Origin of the sequence: Streptomyces sp. NPDC001717 (assembly GCF_042892775.1) — a bacterium.
Taxonomy (GTDB): domain Bacteria; phylum Actinomycetota; class Actinomycetes; order Streptomycetales; family Streptomycetaceae; genus Streptomyces.
Genome location: NZ_JBIAUK010000009.1, coordinates 230,811 through 247,026 on the forward strand (window position 1 = coordinate 230,811; position 16,216 = coordinate 247,026).

Consider the following 16,216-nt stretch of genomic DNA (forward strand, 5'->3'; position numbering starts at 1 on the left):
GAATCGATACCGCAGTGGGACCGCCCATTGCGGTCGGCCGCGCCGGAGCCGTCTGATGCGCAGCATGAACGAGATCACTCCCCAGCCCCCGTACCCGTCCCCCCAGCCGGCGCCCGCGCCGGCCAAGAGCAAGCGCGTGTTCAGGAGCGTGGGAGCGGTGGTCGGCTTCGCCGTCGGGGCCATAGCCGTCAAGGTCGCCCTGGCCGCGGCGCTCGGCGGCCCCGACGACGCCGGCACGTACGAGATCGTCCCGCCCACCACGTTCCAGGGCCTGACCCTCCAGGACTCCGGGCCGCGGGTCGACGCGATCAAACAGGGCCAGGGCGCGGAGAAGAAGGGCACCAAGCGGGTGGCCGTGGTCTACGCCGACCAGGCGGGCACCGCGCAGCTGGTGGTCAGCGGCTCCCAGGCCGCGTTCGGCGACGAGGACCCCGGCGCCGAACTCACCAAGGGACTCACGTCCATGGGCGTCAAGGAAGCCGACATCACCAGCCACGACGCGGGCACGCCTGCGGGCGGCGCGATGCGCTGCGGCACGCTCACGATGGAGGGGGCGTCGCTGCCGCTGTGCATGTGGGGCGACCACAGCTCGCTGGTGACGGTCACCGTCCCGGTGGAGAACAAGCCGGTGACCATCGACGACCTCGCCGGCCGCGCCCGTGAACTGCGCACCGCGATGGAGGTTCCGGCGAAGTAGTTCGTCGCCGGAGCGTCGTAGTTGCGTAACGCCTGGGACCCCGACGCCCGAACCCTTTCGATCTTCCGCAAGGATGTGGGGAGCATAAGAAGGTCCTAAAGAAGAAGTTCCTGAGGGGGACGCAGAGATGAGCTACAACCAGCCGGGGCCGTACGGCCAGCAGCCGCAGCAGCCCGGACCGTACGGGCAGCAGCCCCCGCCGCCGCCGGGCCCCTACGGCCAGCCGGCCCCGCAGCCGGGCTACGGCTACCCCCAGCAGCAGCCGGGCGTCCCGCCCCAGGGCTACCCGCAGCAGCCGCCGGCCCCCGCCTACGGCTACCCGCAGCAGCAGGCCCCGTACGGCGGCACGCCCCCGAAGAAGTCCAAGGCGGGCGTCATCATCGGCATCGTCGTCGCGGTCGCGGTGATCGCGGGCGCCGGCTGGTACTTCACCCAGGGCGGCGGCGCGGGCGGCTCGATCGCCTCCGACACCAAGGGCTACAAGCTGGTCCCCCCGCCCGCGGTGGACGACTTCAAGCAGGACCCGAAGTACAAGCCGCAGCAGATGACCGACAAGGACAAGAAGGAAGCCGAGGCCGCGGGCATCAAGAACCCCACCCAGGTGGGCATGGCCTACCAGTCGGGCGACCCGAAGAACCCGCTGTCCACGAAGACCCTCAACTTCTCCGGTCTCTACGGCGAGATCGCCGACCCGGAGAAGACGGTGGACGGCTACTTCGCCATGTTCCAGGCGAACGCCGCCAAGGACGGCAAGACCGAAGCGACCCTCGTCGGCAGCCCCAAGGAGATGAACCCGGCCGGCTTCAAGGGCGCCGTCATGAAGTGCCAGGAGGTCAAGTTCACCTCCAAGGACACGACGGCCAAGGGCCCCAAGGAGGTCACCCTCCCGATCTGCATCTGGGGTGACTACAGCACCCTGGCCGTGGTCACCGCCTCGGACGTGGCCTCCCTCCTCGCCGGGAAGCCGGGCTACACCCTGGAGCAGGACGCGGACCTCGCCGCGAAGCTCTACAACACGGCGCGCGTGAAGAACTGACGGCGCGTCGGCATGACGCGGAAAGGGGCGCCCCCGGCCGGGGGCGCCCCTTCTGCGTTGCCGTGTTCGCTACGCCGACTTCTCGTGCGGTCCCTGGTCCTTCGGGACGATGCGCGGGACCAGCGTCGGGTTGACGTTGGAGCGGACGACGTCCGCCGTGATGACCACGCGGGCCACGTCCTTGCGGGACGGGACCTCGTACATCACCGACATCAGGACCTCTTCCATGATGGCGCGCAAGCCCCGCGCGCCCGTCTGGCGGAGGATGGCCTGGTCCGCGATGGCCTCCAGCGCCTCGCGCTCGAAGTCCAGCTCGACGCCATCGAGTTCGAACAGCCGCTGGTACTGCTTCACCAGCGCGTTGCGCGGCTCGATGAGGATCTGGAGCAGGGCCTCGCGGTCCAGGTTGTGCACCGAGGTCAGCACGGGCAGACGGCCGATGAACTCGGGGATCATCCCGAACTTCACCAGGTCCTCCGGCATGACCTCCTGGAACTGGTCGCTCGCCTCGATCTCGCGCTTCGAGCGGATCGTCGCCCCGAAGCCGATGCCCTTGGCGCCCGCACGCGACTCGATGATCTTCTCCAGGCCGGCGAAGGCGCCGCCCACGATGAAGAGCACGTTCGTCGTGTCGATCTGGATGAACTCCTGGTGCGGGTGCTTGCGGCCGCCCTGCGGCGGGACGGAGGCGGTCGTGCCCTCCAGGATCTTCAGCAGGGCCTGCTGCACGCCCTCGCCGCTCACGTCACGCGTGATCGACGGGTTCTCGCTCTTGCGGGCGACCTTGTCGATCTCGTCGATGTAGATGATCCCGGTCTCGGCCTTCTTGACGTCGTAGTCGGCCGCCTGGATCAGCTTCAGCAGGATGTTCTCGACGTCTTCGCCGACGTACCCGGCCTCCGTCAGCGCCGTCGCGTCCGCGATGGCGAACGGTACGTTCAGCATGCGGGCCAGGGTCTGCGCGAGGAGGGTCTTGCCGGAGCCCGTGGGGCCCAGCAGCAGGATGTTGGACTTCGCGAGCTCGATCGCGTCGTCCCGGCCCTGCGCGCCGCCGTTCTCGCCGGCCTGGACCCGCTTGTAGTGGTTGTAGACCGCTACCGAGAGCGCCTTCTTCGCCGGCTCCTGGCCGACGACGTAGCTCTCCAGGAACTCGTAGATCTCACGGGGCTTGGGGAGTTCCTCCCACCGCACCTCGGAGGTCTCCGCGAGTTCCTCTTCGATGATCTCGTTGCAGAGGTCGATGCACTCGTCGCAGATGTACACACCGGGTCCTGCGATGAGCTTCTTCACCTGCTTCTGGCTCTTTCCGCAGAACGAGCACTTGAGCAGATCGCCGCCGTCACCGATGCGTGCCACGAGGTGCTTCCCCTTCGCCTGGGAGACGCTTGGTTCAGCGCTCCTGGTGCCTCATATCCGACGGTACCTTGCCGGGGGCCCCGTGCGGGGCCCCCTTGACGTGGTTCACATCGCCGAATCCGACGGCGTCCCCACGCCGTCTGACGGCAAGGACGGGCCTTGTCAGGCCCTGTTGGTCTTGCGGGTGGAAACGATCTGGTCGATCAGGCCGTACGCGAGGGCGTCCTCGGCCGTGAGGATCTTGTCACGCTCGATGTCGTCGCGGATCTTCTCGATCGGCGTCGTCGAGTGCTTGGCCAGCATGGTCTCCAGCTGGTCACGCATGCGCAGGATCTCGTTGGCCGCGATCTCCAGGTCGGAGAGCTGCTCACGGCCGGTGCCGCCGGACGGCTGGTGGATCAGCACGCGGGCGTTCGGCAGGGCCATGCGCTTGCCGGGGGTGCCGGCGGCGAGCAGGACCGCGGCGGCGGAGGCCGCCTGGCCCATGCAGACCGTCTGGATGTCCGGCTTCACGAACTGCATCGTGTCGTAGATCGCCGTCAGCGCCGTGAAGGAGCCGCCGGGGCTGTTGATGTAGATCGAGATGTCGCGGTCCGGGTCCATCGACTCCAGGCACAGCAGCTGCGCCATGACGTCGTTGGCGGAGGCGTCGTCGATCTGCACGCCGAGGAAGATCACGCGCTCCTCGAAGAGCTTCGCGTACGGGTCGTACTCGCGCACGCCCTGCGAGGTGCGCTCGACGAAGCGCGGGATGACGTAGCGGTTGTCCACCTGCGGGCCGGAGTAGAGGCCGCTCGCGGAGAAGTTGTTCTGCATCTGGGTGTTCACCATCCTGGTGGCGTTCTGCGGGCTGTCGGCTGCTCGGTACTGGCGGTGGGGCTCGATCAGGCCCCGGTGCCGCCGCCGCCCGGCACGTTGGACGCGGCCGAGATGATCTCGTCGATGAGGCCGTACTCCTTGGCCTCCTCGGCGGTGAACCAGCGGTCGCGGTCGCCGTCGCGGATGATCGCCTCGACGGTCTGGCCCGAGTGGAACGCGGTGATCTCGGCCATGCGCTGCTTGGTGCGCAGCAGGTACTGGGCCTGGATCTTGATGTCCGACGCGGTGCCGCCGATGCCGGCGGAGCCCTGGTGCATCAGGATGTCGGTGTTCGGCAGGGCGAAGCGCTTGCCCTTGGCGCCACCGGTCAGCAGGAACTGGCCCATGGAGGCGGCCATGCCCATGCCGATGGTGACGACGTCGTTCGGGATGTACTGCATGGTGTCGTAGACGGCCATGCCCGCCGTCACGGAGCCACCCGGGCTGTTGATGTAGAGGTAGATGTCCTTCTCCGGCTCGGCGGCCAGGAGGAGGAGCTGCGCCGTGATCTTGTTGGCGATCTCGTCGTCGACCTGCTGGCCGAGGAAGATGATCCGCTCGCCGAGCAGCCGGTTGTAGACATGGTCGCCGAGGCCGCCACCGATGGACGGCTCACCCGCGGCGTAAGGCATCAGATTCGTCACGTATCCACCTGCTCGTCTCCGACGGCCATGTGCCGTCTCAGCGTCTCGTTCTGGGGCGCGGCCCGGCCGGAGCGGAAAGGTCCGCCGGCGTCCGGGTGGTTCCGGGTACTCCCGTGCCCTCGTATTCATGGACCCTAACGCGCAGGTCGGACAACGCCATCCCGCTTCCCGAACTGTTCGCTCGGAGCGCAAGGTACGAGGGCCTTGGCGGGGCCGCGCAGGGCCCGGCGCGGGGCCCGCGCCGGCCCCTATGCCGAAGGGCCCGTACGCGGCTGCGCACGGGCCCTTCGGGCACTGCTCGGGGTGCTTCGGGCAGAGGCTCCGAAGGCCTTACTTGGCCTCGTCCTCGACGACCTCGGCGTCACCGTCGACGGCGGCCTCGACGGTCTCGGTCGCCTGCTCCTCGTCCTCGTCGGACAGGTCGACGACCTCACCGTTGGTGTCGGTGACCTTGGCGGCCTCGACGACGACCGCGAGGGCCTTGCCGCGGGCGACCTCGCCGACCAGCATCGGGACCTGGCCACCCTCGACGACCGCCTGGGCGAACTGGTCGGGGGACATGCCGGAGGAGGCGGCGCGGCGCATGAGGTGCTCGGTGAGCTCCTCCTGGTCGACGCCCAGCTTCTCCTTGTTGACCAGGGCGTCCAGGACGAACTGGGTCTTGATGCCCTTGACCGCCTGCTCCTTGGTCTCGGCGTCGAACTCCTCGACCGTCTTGCCCTGGAACTCCAGGTACTTCTCGATGGTCAGGCCCATCTGGCCGAGCTGGTGGTGCTCCAGGTTGTGCTTGCGGGTGTTGACCTCGTCCTCGAGCAGCTTCTCGGGGATCGGCACCTCGACGAGCTCCAGCAGCTTCTCCAGGACGCGCTCCTGGGCCTGCGTGGCCTGGTCGTACTGCTTCATGTTCTCGAGGCGCTTGCGGCTGTCGGCCTTGAGGTCCTCGATGGTGTCGAACTCGCTCGCCAGCTGGGCGAACTCGTCGTCCAGCTCCGGCAGCTCACGGGCGGAGACCTTGGTGACCTTGACGGTGACCTCGGCGTCCTTGCCCTCGGCGGAGCCGCCCTTCAGCTGGGAGGTGAAGGTGGCCTCGCCACCGGCCTCCAGGCCCTTCACGGCCTCGTCGATGCCTTCGAGCAGCTCGCCCGAGCCGATGGTGTACGAGACGTCGGAGGCGACGCCGTCGGGCAGCACCTCGCCGTCGACCTTGGCCTCGAGGTCGATGGTGACGACGTCACCCTCGGCGGCGGCGCGCTCGACGTCCTTGGTGGACGCGAAGCGGCTGCGCAGCTGCTCGACCGACTTCTCGACGTCCTCGTCCGAGACCTCGACCGCGTCGACCTCGACCTCGATGCCGGAGTAGTCCGGGATCTCGATCTCGGGACGCACGTCGACCTCGGCGGTGAAGGCCAGCAGCTCGCCGTCCTTCAGCTCGGTGATGTCGACCTCGGGCTGACCCAGCGGGTTCAGGTCGGCCTCGTTGACCGCCTCGGTGTAGAACTTCGGGAGCGCGTCGTTGACGGCCTCCTCCAGCACCGCACCGCGGCCGAAGCGCTGGTCGATGACGCGGGCAGGGATCTTGCCCTTGCGGAAGCCCTTCACCGTGACCTGCTGGTTGATCTTCTTGTACGCCGCGTCGAGGCTGTCCTTGAGCTCCTCGAAGGGCACCTCAACAGTGAGCCGAACCCGAGTCGGGTTCAGGGTCTCCACGGCGCTCTTCACGGTTTGGTCTCCTTGTGGCTGACTGCTGGGGTCTCTGCTGTCGCTGCGATTCAGCGGTTCAGCGGATCGGGCCCGGTACATCAGACACACGGGCACGCAGCTTGCATAGTAACCGCAAGCGGCAATCAGCCCACAACGCGATCTTGCAAACGCGATCTTGTTGGTCGGGGTGGCCGGATTCGAACCGACGACCTTCCGCTCCCAAAGCGGACGCGCTACCAAGCTGCGCCACACCCCGTCGGTGCGACACGTAGGGTACATGCCCGGAGACGCTCCGATGCACGGAGTTTCCCGACCTGTTTTCGACGGCTCCGCGCGCCGGGCCCGAAAGTGGTGTGCGCCGGCCCTGAACGACCCGCTAGGATGCTGTCCGTGCCGCGGTCCCCGTGACCTGCGGCGCGTGCGTTGCGGGTGTAGCTCAATGGTAGAGCACTAGTCTTCCAAACTAGCTACGCGGGTTCGATTCCCGTCACCCGCTCTGAAGCACGAAGGGCCAGGTCAGAGGATGTTTCCTCGACCTGGCCCTTCGTCGTTCCCGGGGTCCGTGATCAGCCCGCCGTGCCCCCTGCGTGCCCCGGACCGGTGGGGCGGGAAGGGGGGTGGGGTAGGAGCTGCACGAGGTCGCGGAGCCCGTGGGATCGGCGCACTCTTCTGAGCCACCCCCCGTGGCCGCGTCGTACCGTCGTGCGGTGCCAGGCCGGCCCAACGTCGGGAAGGGTAGGAGGGGGCACTGACAGTGGGGCTCGTCCTCCGTGGGCGGTGGGGGTGTCGGTTCGATTCCCGGCAGCTGTTCGCGAGGGTTCGGGGGCAGGTCAGAGGATGTTTCCTCCGGCCGGTCCCGATGCGTCCCCGGGGGCTGTGAAGTGGCCCCGTCGTGGTGGGCTGGGATAGTGGGGGGAGAGGGTCGGATCCGGGCGGGAGTCGTTCTCCCGGCTGCGGAGGCCGGTGGCAGGGCTGTTGGTCGTACTCATCGGCGCGCCGATCCTCGACACCATCCCAGCCGCCGCGCGGTTGATCGCGGCGGCGCCCAGAGCCGCTCGCCCGTGGTGGGCGGACGTGTACCGGCCGTCCGGCGTGAGCGTCGGGGCCGATCAAGACCATCACCGAAGCGTGAGAGGGGTGACCATGTCGTTCACCCGTACCCGGGCAGCAGCGGTCGGCGCCGCCTGTGCCCTGTTCGCCGTCGTCGGCGTCACCAGTACCAGCGCCGCGCCCGCGTCCCCGCCCTCCGTCGCGTCGAGCGTGACGGCCGAGACCACGGAAGTCCACATCAAGGACTTCAAGTTCAACCCCTCGACCTTGACGGTCAAACCCGGCACGAAGGTCACCGTGGTCAACGAGGACTCGACTCCGCACACCCTGACCGCGTCCGACGGCTACGCCTTCGACACCGGCACCATCGACGCCGGCAAGTCCGGCAGCTTCACCGCGCCGTCCAAGGTCGGCCAGTACCCGTTCGTCTGCTCCTTCCACCCGCAGATGACGGGAACGCTCACCGTCAAGTGACGTCGCACCTTCGTCGTACGCGTGCCGAGTGAGACCGACGGCCCCTGACCACCGATCCCCGTCAGGGGCCGTCGCGCGGAGGGGGCTAGAGCTTGATGTTCGCGATCATCGTCGCCAGGGAGTTCAGGAACCGGTTCACGTCGTCCGCGATCGAGCTCGACGCGAGGAAGAAGCCGAAGAGGGCGGCGACGATGGCGGGGCCCGGCTTGATGTGGTTGCCGCGGATCAGCACCACCAGGATGACCGCCAACAGAACCACCACTGACAGCGAAATGGCCACTACTGATCACACCTTCGGTCGTCCCCTGGTCGGCCCGGGGCGCACGGCCAAGCACACCCCCACATGGACCATCCTCCCACCAACCGGCCCCGCCTATCCGCGTCGTGACGAATCACCATCGTTCCGTTTGTGCGCTCAGGGGGCGGTGAGGCCCAGGAGGGAGCGGACATACGCGTACTTCGCGGACAGACGGTCGCGGGTGGCGGCGTCCAGGACGGAGAGGCGGGCCGGGTCGGCGTTGTGGGCGAGGTCGGCCTCCTTCACCAGGAGCGCGCCGGGGGTGGCCAGGATGCGGGCCGTGTACTCCTCGACCGGTTCGCCGGGGCGCTTGGTGACCGCGAGGACCATGTCCTTCACCGACTGCGGGAGGGCGGCGGAATCCAGCCAGGTGAGGCTGAGGGCCTCGTCCTCGATCGAGTCGTGGAGCCAGGCCGCCGCCTGCTGTTCGGGGCTGCCGCCGCGCACCCGGACGCCCTCGGCCACGGCCGCGAGGTGCTCGGCGTACGGGCGGCCGGCCTTGTCGGTCTGGCCCTCGTGCGCGCCGCGGGCGAGGGCCTCGATCTCGAGGAGGGTCAGGGGAGCCGCCGTCATGTGAGGTCCTTCGCTGCCGTACGGAGGGCCTCGGCGGCCCGGCGTACATCCGCTTGTGTGGTACGCCAGTTGGAGAACGCGGCGCGCAGGGCGGGGGTTCCCGCGTGGACGGTCGGGGTGAGGAAGACCTCGGAGGCGACCGCTTCCCGGAGGGTCGTCAGGCGGGCCGGGGTGGGGGCTTCGGCGAGGGTGAAGCAGACGACGTTGAGGCGGACCGGGGCGAGGAGGCGGAAGGCGGGGTCCTGGGAGAGGTGCTCGGCCAGGGCTCCGGCGCAGGCGATGTCGCGTTCGACGATCTCGCGGTGACCCCGGCGGCCGTAGGCGCGGAGCGTGAACCAGGCGGCGAGGGCCCGCAGCCGGTGCGAGTTCTCCGGGGTGAGGTGGACGAGGTCGGGGTGTTCGCCGAGGGGGCCCAGGTAGGCGGCGGAGTTGGCGAAGACGCGGGTCTGGAGGTCGCGGCGGCGGGTGAACTGGACGGCGCTGTCGTAGGGGACGTTGAGCCACTTGTGGAGGTCGACGCAGACGGAGTCGGAGGCGTCGAGGCCTTCGGTGAGGTGGGCGTGGTCCGGCGAGAGGGCGGCGAAGGCGCCGAAGGCGGCGTCGGTGTGGAGCCAGAAGTCGTGGCGTTCGCGGAGGGCGGCGATCGCGCGGAGGTCGTCGAAGTCGACGGTGTTGACGGTGCCCGCGTTGGCCACGACCACGGCCGGGCCGGTGGTGTCGGCGAGGGCCCGGTCGAGGGCGGCGGGGTCGACGGCCTCCCGGTCGGGGAGGGTCGGGACCTGGACGAGGGCGTTGCGGCCCAGGCCGAGGATCGACAGGGCCTTGGCGATGGAGGAATGGGGGGCGCCGGAGAGGACCCGTACGGGGCCCAGGGCGGCGGCGCCGTCGTCGGACGGGGAGACGCCGAGGCGTTCGCCGAGCCATTCGCGGGCGATCGCGAGGCCGGTGGTGTTGGACATCGTGGCGCCGCTGACGAAGGTGCCGGTGTGGGCGTCCGAGAGGCCGAAGAGTTCGCGGAGCCAGGCGGTGGTTTCGCGTTCCAGGTCCTGGCCGGCGCCGTCGAGGGCGGAGTTGGAGTTCTGGTCGTGCGCGGCGGTCAGCCAGTCCCCCGCGAGGGCGGCCGGGGTGGCGCCGCCGGTGACGAAGCCGAGGTAGCGGGGGCCGGCGGAGGCCGACAGGCGCGGCTCCCACCGCTCGCGGAAGGCGGCGAGGGCCGCTTCCGTGCCGTCCCCGTGGTCGGGGAGGGGCTCGGGGGCGTTCGGTGTCCCGGCGGGCGGTACGACGGGACGCGCTTCCAGCGTCGCGAGGGCGTCGGCCGCGGCGCGGCGGGTGGCTTCGAGCAGTTCGGGGAGCCGGGCGAGGTCTGCGGCGAGCGTGCGGTCCATGGGGGCACGGTATGCGCCGCCGGGGGCTCGGGGGCGGGCCAATCGGACACGAGTGGCCCACCTGCCGGGGCGTGCCGCGCCGCCGCGGTCGGGGTCGGGGTCGGGGTCGGGGTCGGGGTCGGGTGTGCGGTGGTCGCCCCCGCAGGGCGTGCCGTGGGTGCCGCTGCGTGGAGCCGGTCCCCTACCCGCCCGCCGTTCCCCCGGGGCTCACACGCCGGCGAGGCTGGAAGACCCCCGCCCGACGGGCCTGAGGGTGGGCGGGGCGGGGGCGGTCGTAGGGTCGGGGCATGGTGCGCACGGGGTGGATACGGGGAGTTGTCGTGGCCGGGGTGCTCGTGGGGGTGGCGGGGTGTACGACGCCACCGGCGCCGCGGGCCGCGCCCGGGCCGACGGGCGTGCCGGTCGGGAGGCCTGCGGGAACGCCCGCGCCGCCGCCGGTGCGACCGGAGCAGGTGACGCCGTCGCGGCAGGTGGCGCCGTCGGAGGAGGGGCCTTGTCCCGAAGGCGGGGTACGGCTCGTCGAAGGGGACGGGGACGCGGCGATGGGCCTGCGGGTGGCGGAGGTCCGGCTGGTCAACTGCGGCGCGCAGCCGTACGTACTGGAGGGCTACCCCCGGCTTTCGCTGCGGGACGACAGGAACGACCCGGTGGAGGTGACCGTCCAGCACGGGGCGGAGGGCATCACCACCGGGGTGCCGAACGTGGACGCGCCGCCGGAGCCGGTGACGCTCGCGCCGGGGCAGGCCGCCTACGTGCCGATGGTGTGGCGCAATCTCGTCACCGACCTCTCCGTGCCCGCCGTGTCGGCGCGGGCCGTGGAGATCGAGCCGCGGTCCGGTGCGCCCCGTCTGTGGCTCCGGCTGCGACTGCCGGTGGACCTGGGGAACACCGGGAAGCTGGGGATCGGCCCGTGGACGGCGGTGGCCCGGTGATCGTGTGGCTGAACGGGCCCTTCGGGGGCGGGAAGACGCAGACCGCGTACGCGTTGCACCGGCGGCTGCCGGGGAGCGTGGTGTGCGATCCGGAGCACGTCGGGTTCGGCCTGCACCGGATGACGCCGGCGGCGTTGCGCGGGGACTTCCAGGACCTGCCCGCATGGCGGCAGGGGGTGTTCGAGGTGCTGGACCTGGCGGCCGCGCGGCACCCGGGGGTGGTCCTGGTGCCGATGACCGTCACGGAGCCGGCGTACTTCGCGGAAACGGTGGGCCGGCTGCGGGAACGGGGTCACGACGTACGGCACTTCGCGCTGTTGGCGGAGCGGGAGACCGTGCTGCGGAGGCTGCGCGAGCGGGGGCTGGGCCGGGGGCTGAAGCGGGAGAGCTTCGCGGTGGCCCGGCTGGACGGGTGCCTGGCGGCGCTCCGGGAACCGGAGTTCGCGGAGCACCTGGTGACCGACCGGCTGACGGTGCCGCAGGTCGCCGACCGGATCGGCGCCTCGGCGGGCCTGAACCTCGCCCCGGACCCCGACGGGCCCCTGCGGGGGCGGCTGCGGCGGGCCCTGGTCGGGGTGCGCCACATCCGCTTCGACTAGGACGCCCCCGCCGGAGCACCACTAGGCCGCCGCGGCTCTCGTGTGGGTCGGGGCCGTGAGGGTGGTCATCCGGGCGGCGATCGTCGTGGCCGGGCTGCGCGGGAGGCGGTCGGCGATGAGGCCGTCGGCGAGGAAGAGCACCTGGTCGGCGTGGGCCGCGGCGGCCGGGTCGTGCGTGACCATGACGATCGTGGCGCCGAGGGAGTCGACGGCGGACCGCAGCAGGCCGAGCACTTCCGCGGCGGTGGTGGTGTCCAGGGCGCCCGTGGGCTCGTCGGCGAAGACCACGTCGGGGCGGGTGACCAGGGCCCGGGCGATGGCGACGCGCTGCTGCTGGCCGCCGGAGAGTTCGGCGGGGCGGCGGCCCCCCTTGCCCTCCAGGCCGACGCGGGCCAGCAGGTCGGCGGCCCGGGCCCGGTCCTGGCGTCCGCCGGCGAGCCGCATCGGGAGCAGCACGTTCTGCTCGACGGTGAGGGAGGGCAGGAGGTTGAAGGCCTGGAAGACGAAGCCGAGGCGGCTGCGGCGGAGTTCGGTGAGCTCGTTCTCGTCCAGTCCGGTGATCTCGGTGCCGCCGAGGCGGACGGAGCCCGCGGTGGGGAGGTCGAGTCCCGCGGCGCACTGGAGGAAGGTGGACTTCCCCGAGCCGGAGGGCCCCATCACGGCGGTGAAGCTGCCGCGCGGCAGGCTGAGGTCGATCCCGCGCAGCGCCTGGACGGTGGCGGCGCCGCGGCCGTACTCGCGGCGTACGCCGCGGAGCTCGACGGCGGCGGTGGTGGTGGCCGTGGCGGTGGTGTCGTACGCGTCGGGCGACGCCTGCGCCGGGCCGTCGTTGCGCTGCCTGCTCCGTCGGAGCCCCATGGTGTGCCGCCTTCCGTACCGCGTGCCGTCGTGTCCGTGTCGTCGTCCCAGACGCTACGGATCACCGCGCGGGCCCGACATGGCGCGACCCGGCGGACGGGGGGTGGGGCAAACCCCACCCCGGTCAGGGGGAGCGGCGGATCAGGAGGAGGGCCCTGTCGTCGTTGACGTCCTTCGCCACCTTTTCGATCAGGTGCCACGTGGCACCTTCCCAGCCCGCCGCGACATAGCGGTCCGCCTCGCCCGTCAGACGGTCGATGCCCTCGCTGATCTCGCGGTCCGCCGTCTCGACCAGGCCGTCGGTGAAGAGCATCAGGACGTCGCCCCGGCGCAGGTTGCCGCGGGCGGGGGTGAACTCCGCGCCGTCGTAGACGCCCAGGAGGGGGCCTTCGCCGGTCTTCTCCTGCCAGCGACCCGTACCCGCGGAGAGCTGGAGCGCGGGGAGGTGCCCGGCGGAGAGGAGTTCGTAGTCGCCCGTCTCCAGGTCCAGGACGAGGTGGATGGAGGTGGCGAAGCCCTCCTCCCAGTCCTGGCGGAGCAGGTACCCGTTGGCGGCGGGCAGGAAGCCGTGCGGGGGCAGGGCGCCCAGGAGGCCGCCGAAGGCGCCCGAGAGGAGGAGCGCCCGGGAGCCCGCCTCCATGCCCTTGCCGGAGACGTCGGTCAGGACGATCTCCAGGGTCCGGCCGCCGTTCGTCCGGGCCGCGACCACGAAGTCGCCGGAGAAGGACTGGCCGCCCGCCGGCCGCAGGGCCATCTCGCGGTGCCAGCCGCGCGGCAGGGCGGGCAGCTTGCTCTGGACGCGGATGCGTTCGCGCAGGTCGAAGAGCATGGTGCCGCCCCTCCGCCACGGCACGCCGACGCGGCTGCGGAACTGGGCGATGACCAGGCCGAAGAACCCGCACGCCGCCACCACCAGGACGGTGCCGGGGGTGACCCGGGCGGGCCCCTGGGTGTACGGGCCGAGGACCAGGGCCTCGACGATCAGCGCGGCGGCGGACGCCGCGTAGAGGGCCAGGAGGCTCGCGGGGCGCAGCAGCAGGCCGCCGGCGACGATCGGCAGGACGAGGGCGGACGGCGAGAACCAGACGGGCAGCATCATCGTGCCGCAGGCGATCGCGGGGACGGTGAGCAGCAGCCCGACGAAGGCGAGCCAGTCGGAGGCGTCGCCGCGGAAGTAGTCGACGGCGGATTTGCGCAGGGCGGTACGGGCCCGGTGCGACAGCATGCGCGCCCGGGCCGTGAGCGTCTCCACACGTGCTCCGGCCATTGCTTCGGGACCCTATCCATGTCGGCTGTGTGTGCGCAGGGGTACCCCCGCACCGAGGGACTTTCGCCGCTCGAAAACATGTCGACTGGGGCGTAATGCCCTGGTAAGGATGGCCATATGGCTCTTGAGACGCGCGTATTGCAGGTCGATGAGTGGGATGTCTGGTACGACCACCTTGAACTGGCGTTCGGCGGAGTGCCCGAATCCCCCGCGGAGCGGAAGCTCTACCGGCGACTGACGGAGACGGAGCGGTCGCTGGGCGTCTGGGACGGTCCGGTCTGCGTGGCCTCGGCGGGTGCCTTTACCTTCCGTCTCTCCGTCCCCGGTGGCGCGCTCGTCCCGGCGGCGGGCGTCACGATGGTGGGCGTCTCCCCCACCCACCGCCGGCGCGGGATCCTGACCTCGCTCATGCGCCGCCAATTGGACGACATCCGGGCGGGTGGCGAACCGCTCGCCGTGCTGACGGCCTCGGATCCGGCGATCTACGGGCGCTTCGGATACGGCACCGCGACCTACGCCCTGTCCGTGGACATCGACACGACCCGTGTACGACTTTCCGTACCGCTGGGGACGGACGGGGTGACGGTACGTCTGGCCGATCCCCTGGCCGTACTGGACGACTGCGAGCGGGTGTACGCGGAGCTGCTCGCGGGCCGCCCGGGCATGCCCGCCCGCCGGCCGGGCTGGGAGCACCTGCCGCTGCTGGACGCGCCGGCCATGCGGGACGGCGGGTCGCCGCTCAAGTGCGTGGTGGCCGAGCGGGAGGGCGCGGGCGGTGGGGTGGTCGGGTACGCCCGTTATCGGGTGAAGCCGGAGTGGGACCTGTCCGGTTCCGACGGCAAGGTCGAGGTGACCGACATCGACGCGCTCGATCCGGCGGCGTACGCGGCGCTGTGGCGCTACCTGTTCGGGATCGACCTGACGTGGACGGTACGGGCGCACCGGCGGCCGGTGGACGATCCGGTGCTGCACCTGGTGAGCGACGTACGGAGGTCGCGGCCCGGCGTGCGGGACTCGCTGCACGTGCGGCTGGTGGACCTGCCGGCGGCGCTCGAAGCGCGGACGTACGGGGCCGCGATGGACGTGGTGATGGAGGTCGAGGACGCGTTCTGCCCGTGGAACGCGGGGCGGTGGCGGGTGGTCGCCGACGCCAAGGGCGCCGCGTGCGTGACGCGCAGCGAGGAGCCGGCGGAGCTTCGGCTGTCGGTGCGCGAGCTGGGTGCCGCCTACCTCGGTGGGATCACCCTCACGTCGCTGGCCGGGGCCGGGCGGGTCGCCGAACTGCGGCCGGGGGCGGTGCGGGAGGCTTCGCGGGCCTTCGCCGGCGACGTGGCCCCCTGGCTCCCGCACGGCTTCTAGCCGGCGCCGTCAGCGTCGCTGACAGGTCGGGCACCAGAAGAGGTTGCGGGTGGCGAGGTCGGCGGTGCGGATCTCGCCCCCGCAGATGTGGCAGGGCATGTTCGCCCTGCGGTAGACGTACACCTCGCCGCCGTGGTCGTCCACCCTCGGCGGGCGGCCCATCGCCTCGGGGAGGTGCTCGTCACGGACGGTGTCGATGCGGTTGTTGCGTACGCCCTCCCGCATCAGGGCGGCCAGGTCCGCCCACATGGCGTCCCATTCCGTACGGGTGAGGTCCTTGCCCAGCCGGTACGGGTCGATGCCGTGCCGGAAGAGGACCTCGGCGCGGTACACGTTGCCGATGCCCGCGACCACCTTCTGGTCCATGAGCAGCGCGGCGACGGTGGTGCGGGAGCGGGAGATGCGGGCCCAGGCGCGGTCCGGGTCGTCGGACGGGCGCAGCGGGTCCGGGCCGAGCCGGTCGTGTATCGCCTTCTTCTCCCCCTCGCCGATCAGCTCGCAGGCGGTGGGGCCGCGCAGGTCGGCGTAGTGGGATTCGTTCAGCAGGCGCAGTCGGACCGTGTCGGTCGCGGGCGGTGCCGGGGCGGGGCCGAAGCCGAGTTTGCCGAAGAGGCCCAGGTGGATGTGGATCCAGGCGTCGCCGAGCTCCAGGAAGAGGTGCTTGCCGTGCGCCTCGGCACTCTCCAGCTCGCGCCCGTCGAGCAGGGCCGCGCTCTCGGCGAAGCGGCCCTGCGGGCTGCTGACCCGGACCGGGCGGGCGGCGAACCGCTCGGCGTGGTCCTGCGCGAGGCGGTGGATCGTATGCCCCTCGGGCACTGCGTGCTCCTCGAAGTCGTCAAAGGAAACGGCCGTGGGGGCCCCGGGGGGCGGGGGGCGGCGGGGGGGGGGGGGGGGCCCGGGGGGGGGGGGGGGGGGGGGGGGGGGGGGGGGGGCGGGGGGGGGGGGGGGGGGGGGGGGGGGGGGGGGGGGGGGGGGGGGGGGGGGGGGGTCGGGTGTGCGGTGGTCGCCCCCGCAGGGCGTGCCGTGGGTGCCGCTGCGTGGAGCCGGTCCCCTACCCGCCCGCCGTTCCCCCGGGGCTCACACGCCGGCGAGGCTGGAAGACCCCCGCCCGACGGGCCTGAGGGTGGGC

The 16,216-nt window shown here is 71.4% G+C and carries 16 protein-coding genes and 2 tRNA genes; 7 read left to right on the top strand and 11 right to left on the bottom strand.

Annotated elements, in window-relative coordinates; genetic code table 11:
- Positions 1-64 precede the first annotated feature (64 nt).
- The gene (locus ACFYZL_RS18315) at positions 65-697 is read left to right on the top strand and encodes a hypothetical protein (RefSeq protein ID WP_384745518.1); all 633 of its coding nucleotides are present in this window, start codon (positions 65-67) and stop codon (positions 695-697) included.
- A 127-nt stretch (positions 698-824) separates the two neighbouring features.
- Complete coding sequence (locus ACFYZL_RS18320; protein WP_384745519.1) at positions 825-1,733, top strand: hypothetical protein; 909 nt, start codon at positions 825-827, stop codon at positions 1,731-1,733.
- A gap of 69 nt (positions 1,734-1,802) precedes the next feature.
- Here ACFYZL_RS18320 and clpX read toward each other — a convergent pair whose 3' ends face one another.
- The 5 genes from clpX to ACFYZL_RS18345 all read right to left on the bottom strand — a co-directional run bounded on the left by clpX (position 1,803) and on the right by ACFYZL_RS18345 (position 6,548).
- Positions 1,803-3,089 carry an ATP-dependent Clp protease ATP-binding subunit ClpX gene (gene clpX / locus ACFYZL_RS18325; protein WP_030026955.1) on the bottom strand — a complete coding sequence of 429 codons (1,287 nt, stop codon included), beginning with the start codon at positions 3,087-3,089 and terminating at the stop codon, positions 1,803-1,805.
- A 162-nt stretch (positions 3,090-3,251) separates the two neighbouring features.
- Positions 3,252-3,920: an ATP-dependent Clp protease proteolytic subunit gene (locus ACFYZL_RS18330; RefSeq protein ID WP_384588417.1), complete on the bottom strand. Its 669-nt coding sequence runs from the start codon at positions 3,918-3,920 to the stop codon at positions 3,252-3,254.
- Positions 3,921-3,973: 53 nt separating this feature from the next.
- Positions 3,974-4,591: an ATP-dependent Clp protease proteolytic subunit gene (locus ACFYZL_RS18335; RefSeq protein ID WP_376661033.1), complete on the bottom strand. Its 618-nt coding sequence runs from the start codon at positions 4,589-4,591 to the stop codon at positions 3,974-3,976.
- Between the two features lie 330 nt (positions 4,592-4,921).
- Positions 4,922-6,310, bottom strand: a complete 1,389-nt coding sequence (tig, locus tag ACFYZL_RS18340; protein WP_384745522.1) for a trigger factor — start codon at positions 6,308-6,310, stop codon at positions 4,922-4,924.
- Positions 6,311-6,471: 161 nt separating this feature from the next.
- Positions 6,472-6,548: transfer RNA gene (locus tag ACFYZL_RS18345), tRNA-Pro, on the bottom strand.
- A gap of 169 nt (positions 6,549-6,717) precedes the next feature.
- On the opposite strand from ACFYZL_RS18345, the gene ACFYZL_RS18350 reads away from it, so the two are divergent.
- Together ACFYZL_RS18350 and ACFYZL_RS18355 are read left to right on the top strand one after the other, a co-directional pair.
- A tRNA-Gly gene (locus ACFYZL_RS18350) sits at positions 6,718-6,788 on the top strand.
- A gap of 647 nt (positions 6,789-7,435) precedes the next feature.
- Positions 7,436-7,816 carry a cupredoxin domain-containing protein gene (locus ACFYZL_RS18355; RefSeq protein WP_384745523.1) on the top strand — a complete coding sequence of 127 codons (381 nt, stop codon included), beginning with the start codon at positions 7,436-7,438 and terminating at the stop codon, positions 7,814-7,816.
- An 85-nt stretch (positions 7,817-7,901) separates the two neighbouring features.
- Here the strand turns inward: ACFYZL_RS18355 and ACFYZL_RS18360 are convergent, their stop codons facing one another.
- The 3 genes from ACFYZL_RS18360 to ACFYZL_RS18370 form a co-directional block, all read right to left on the bottom strand.
- The gene (locus tag ACFYZL_RS18360) at positions 7,902-8,096 is read right to left on the bottom strand and encodes a hypothetical protein (protein ID WP_384745525.1); all 195 of its coding nucleotides are present in this window, start codon (positions 8,094-8,096) and stop codon (positions 7,902-7,904) included.
- Positions 8,097-8,231: 135 nt separating this feature from the next.
- A complete protein-coding gene (locus tag ACFYZL_RS18365; RefSeq protein WP_384745527.1) occupies positions 8,232-8,687 on the bottom strand; it encodes an HD domain-containing protein in 456 nt (151 codons plus the stop codon).
- Positions 8,684-10,072 carry a pyridoxal phosphate-dependent decarboxylase family protein gene (locus ACFYZL_RS18370; protein ID WP_384745529.1) on the bottom strand — a complete coding sequence of 463 codons (1,389 nt, stop codon included), beginning with the start codon at positions 10,070-10,072 and terminating at the stop codon, positions 8,684-8,686. The genes ACFYZL_RS18365 and ACFYZL_RS18370 overlap by 4 nt, the downstream gene beginning before the upstream one ends.
- Before the next feature lie 452 nt (positions 10,073-10,524).
- Here ACFYZL_RS18370 and ACFYZL_RS18375 point away from each other — a divergent pair, with 452 nt between their 5' ends.
- Positions 10,525-11,004 carry a DUF4232 domain-containing protein gene (locus tag ACFYZL_RS18375; protein WP_384745530.1) on the top strand — a complete coding sequence of 160 codons (480 nt, stop codon included), beginning with the start codon at positions 10,525-10,527 and terminating at the stop codon, positions 11,002-11,004.
- Positions 11,001-11,603, top strand: coding sequence for an AAA family ATPase (locus ACFYZL_RS18380; RefSeq protein ID WP_384745564.1), 603 nt, complete (start codon positions 11,001-11,003; stop codon positions 11,601-11,603). Before ACFYZL_RS18375 ends, ACFYZL_RS18380 begins: the two co-directional genes overlap by 4 nt.
- A 21-nt stretch (positions 11,604-11,624) precedes the next feature.
- Here ACFYZL_RS18380 and ACFYZL_RS18385 read toward each other — a convergent pair whose 3' ends face one another.
- Together ACFYZL_RS18385 and ACFYZL_RS18390 are read right to left on the bottom strand one after the other, a co-directional pair.
- Positions 11,625-12,461, bottom strand: a complete 837-nt coding sequence (locus ACFYZL_RS18385) for an ABC transporter ATP-binding protein (protein WP_384745532.1) — start codon at positions 12,459-12,461, stop codon at positions 11,625-11,627.
- 124 nt (positions 12,462-12,585) lie between these two features.
- Positions 12,586-13,728 carry a PP2C family protein-serine/threonine phosphatase gene (locus ACFYZL_RS18390; RefSeq protein WP_388680000.1) on the bottom strand — a complete coding sequence of 381 codons (1,143 nt, stop codon included), beginning with the start codon at positions 13,726-13,728 and terminating at the stop codon, positions 12,586-12,588.
- A 117-nt stretch (positions 13,729-13,845) separates the two neighbouring features.
- Between ACFYZL_RS18390 and ACFYZL_RS18395 the strand changes: the two genes are divergently transcribed.
- Positions 13,846-15,087 (top strand): GNAT family N-acetyltransferase, encoded by a 1,242-nt coding sequence (locus ACFYZL_RS18395; RefSeq protein WP_388680002.1) that lies wholly within the window; start codon positions 13,846-13,848, stop codon positions 15,085-15,087.
- Between the two features lie 9 nt (positions 15,088-15,096).
- Here the strand turns inward: ACFYZL_RS18395 and ACFYZL_RS18400 are convergent, their stop codons facing one another.
- Positions 15,097-15,903, bottom strand: a complete 807-nt coding sequence (locus ACFYZL_RS18400; protein WP_384745537.1) for an Fpg/Nei family DNA glycosylase — start codon at positions 15,901-15,903, stop codon at positions 15,097-15,099.
- Positions 15,904-16,216 lie beyond the last annotated feature (313 nt).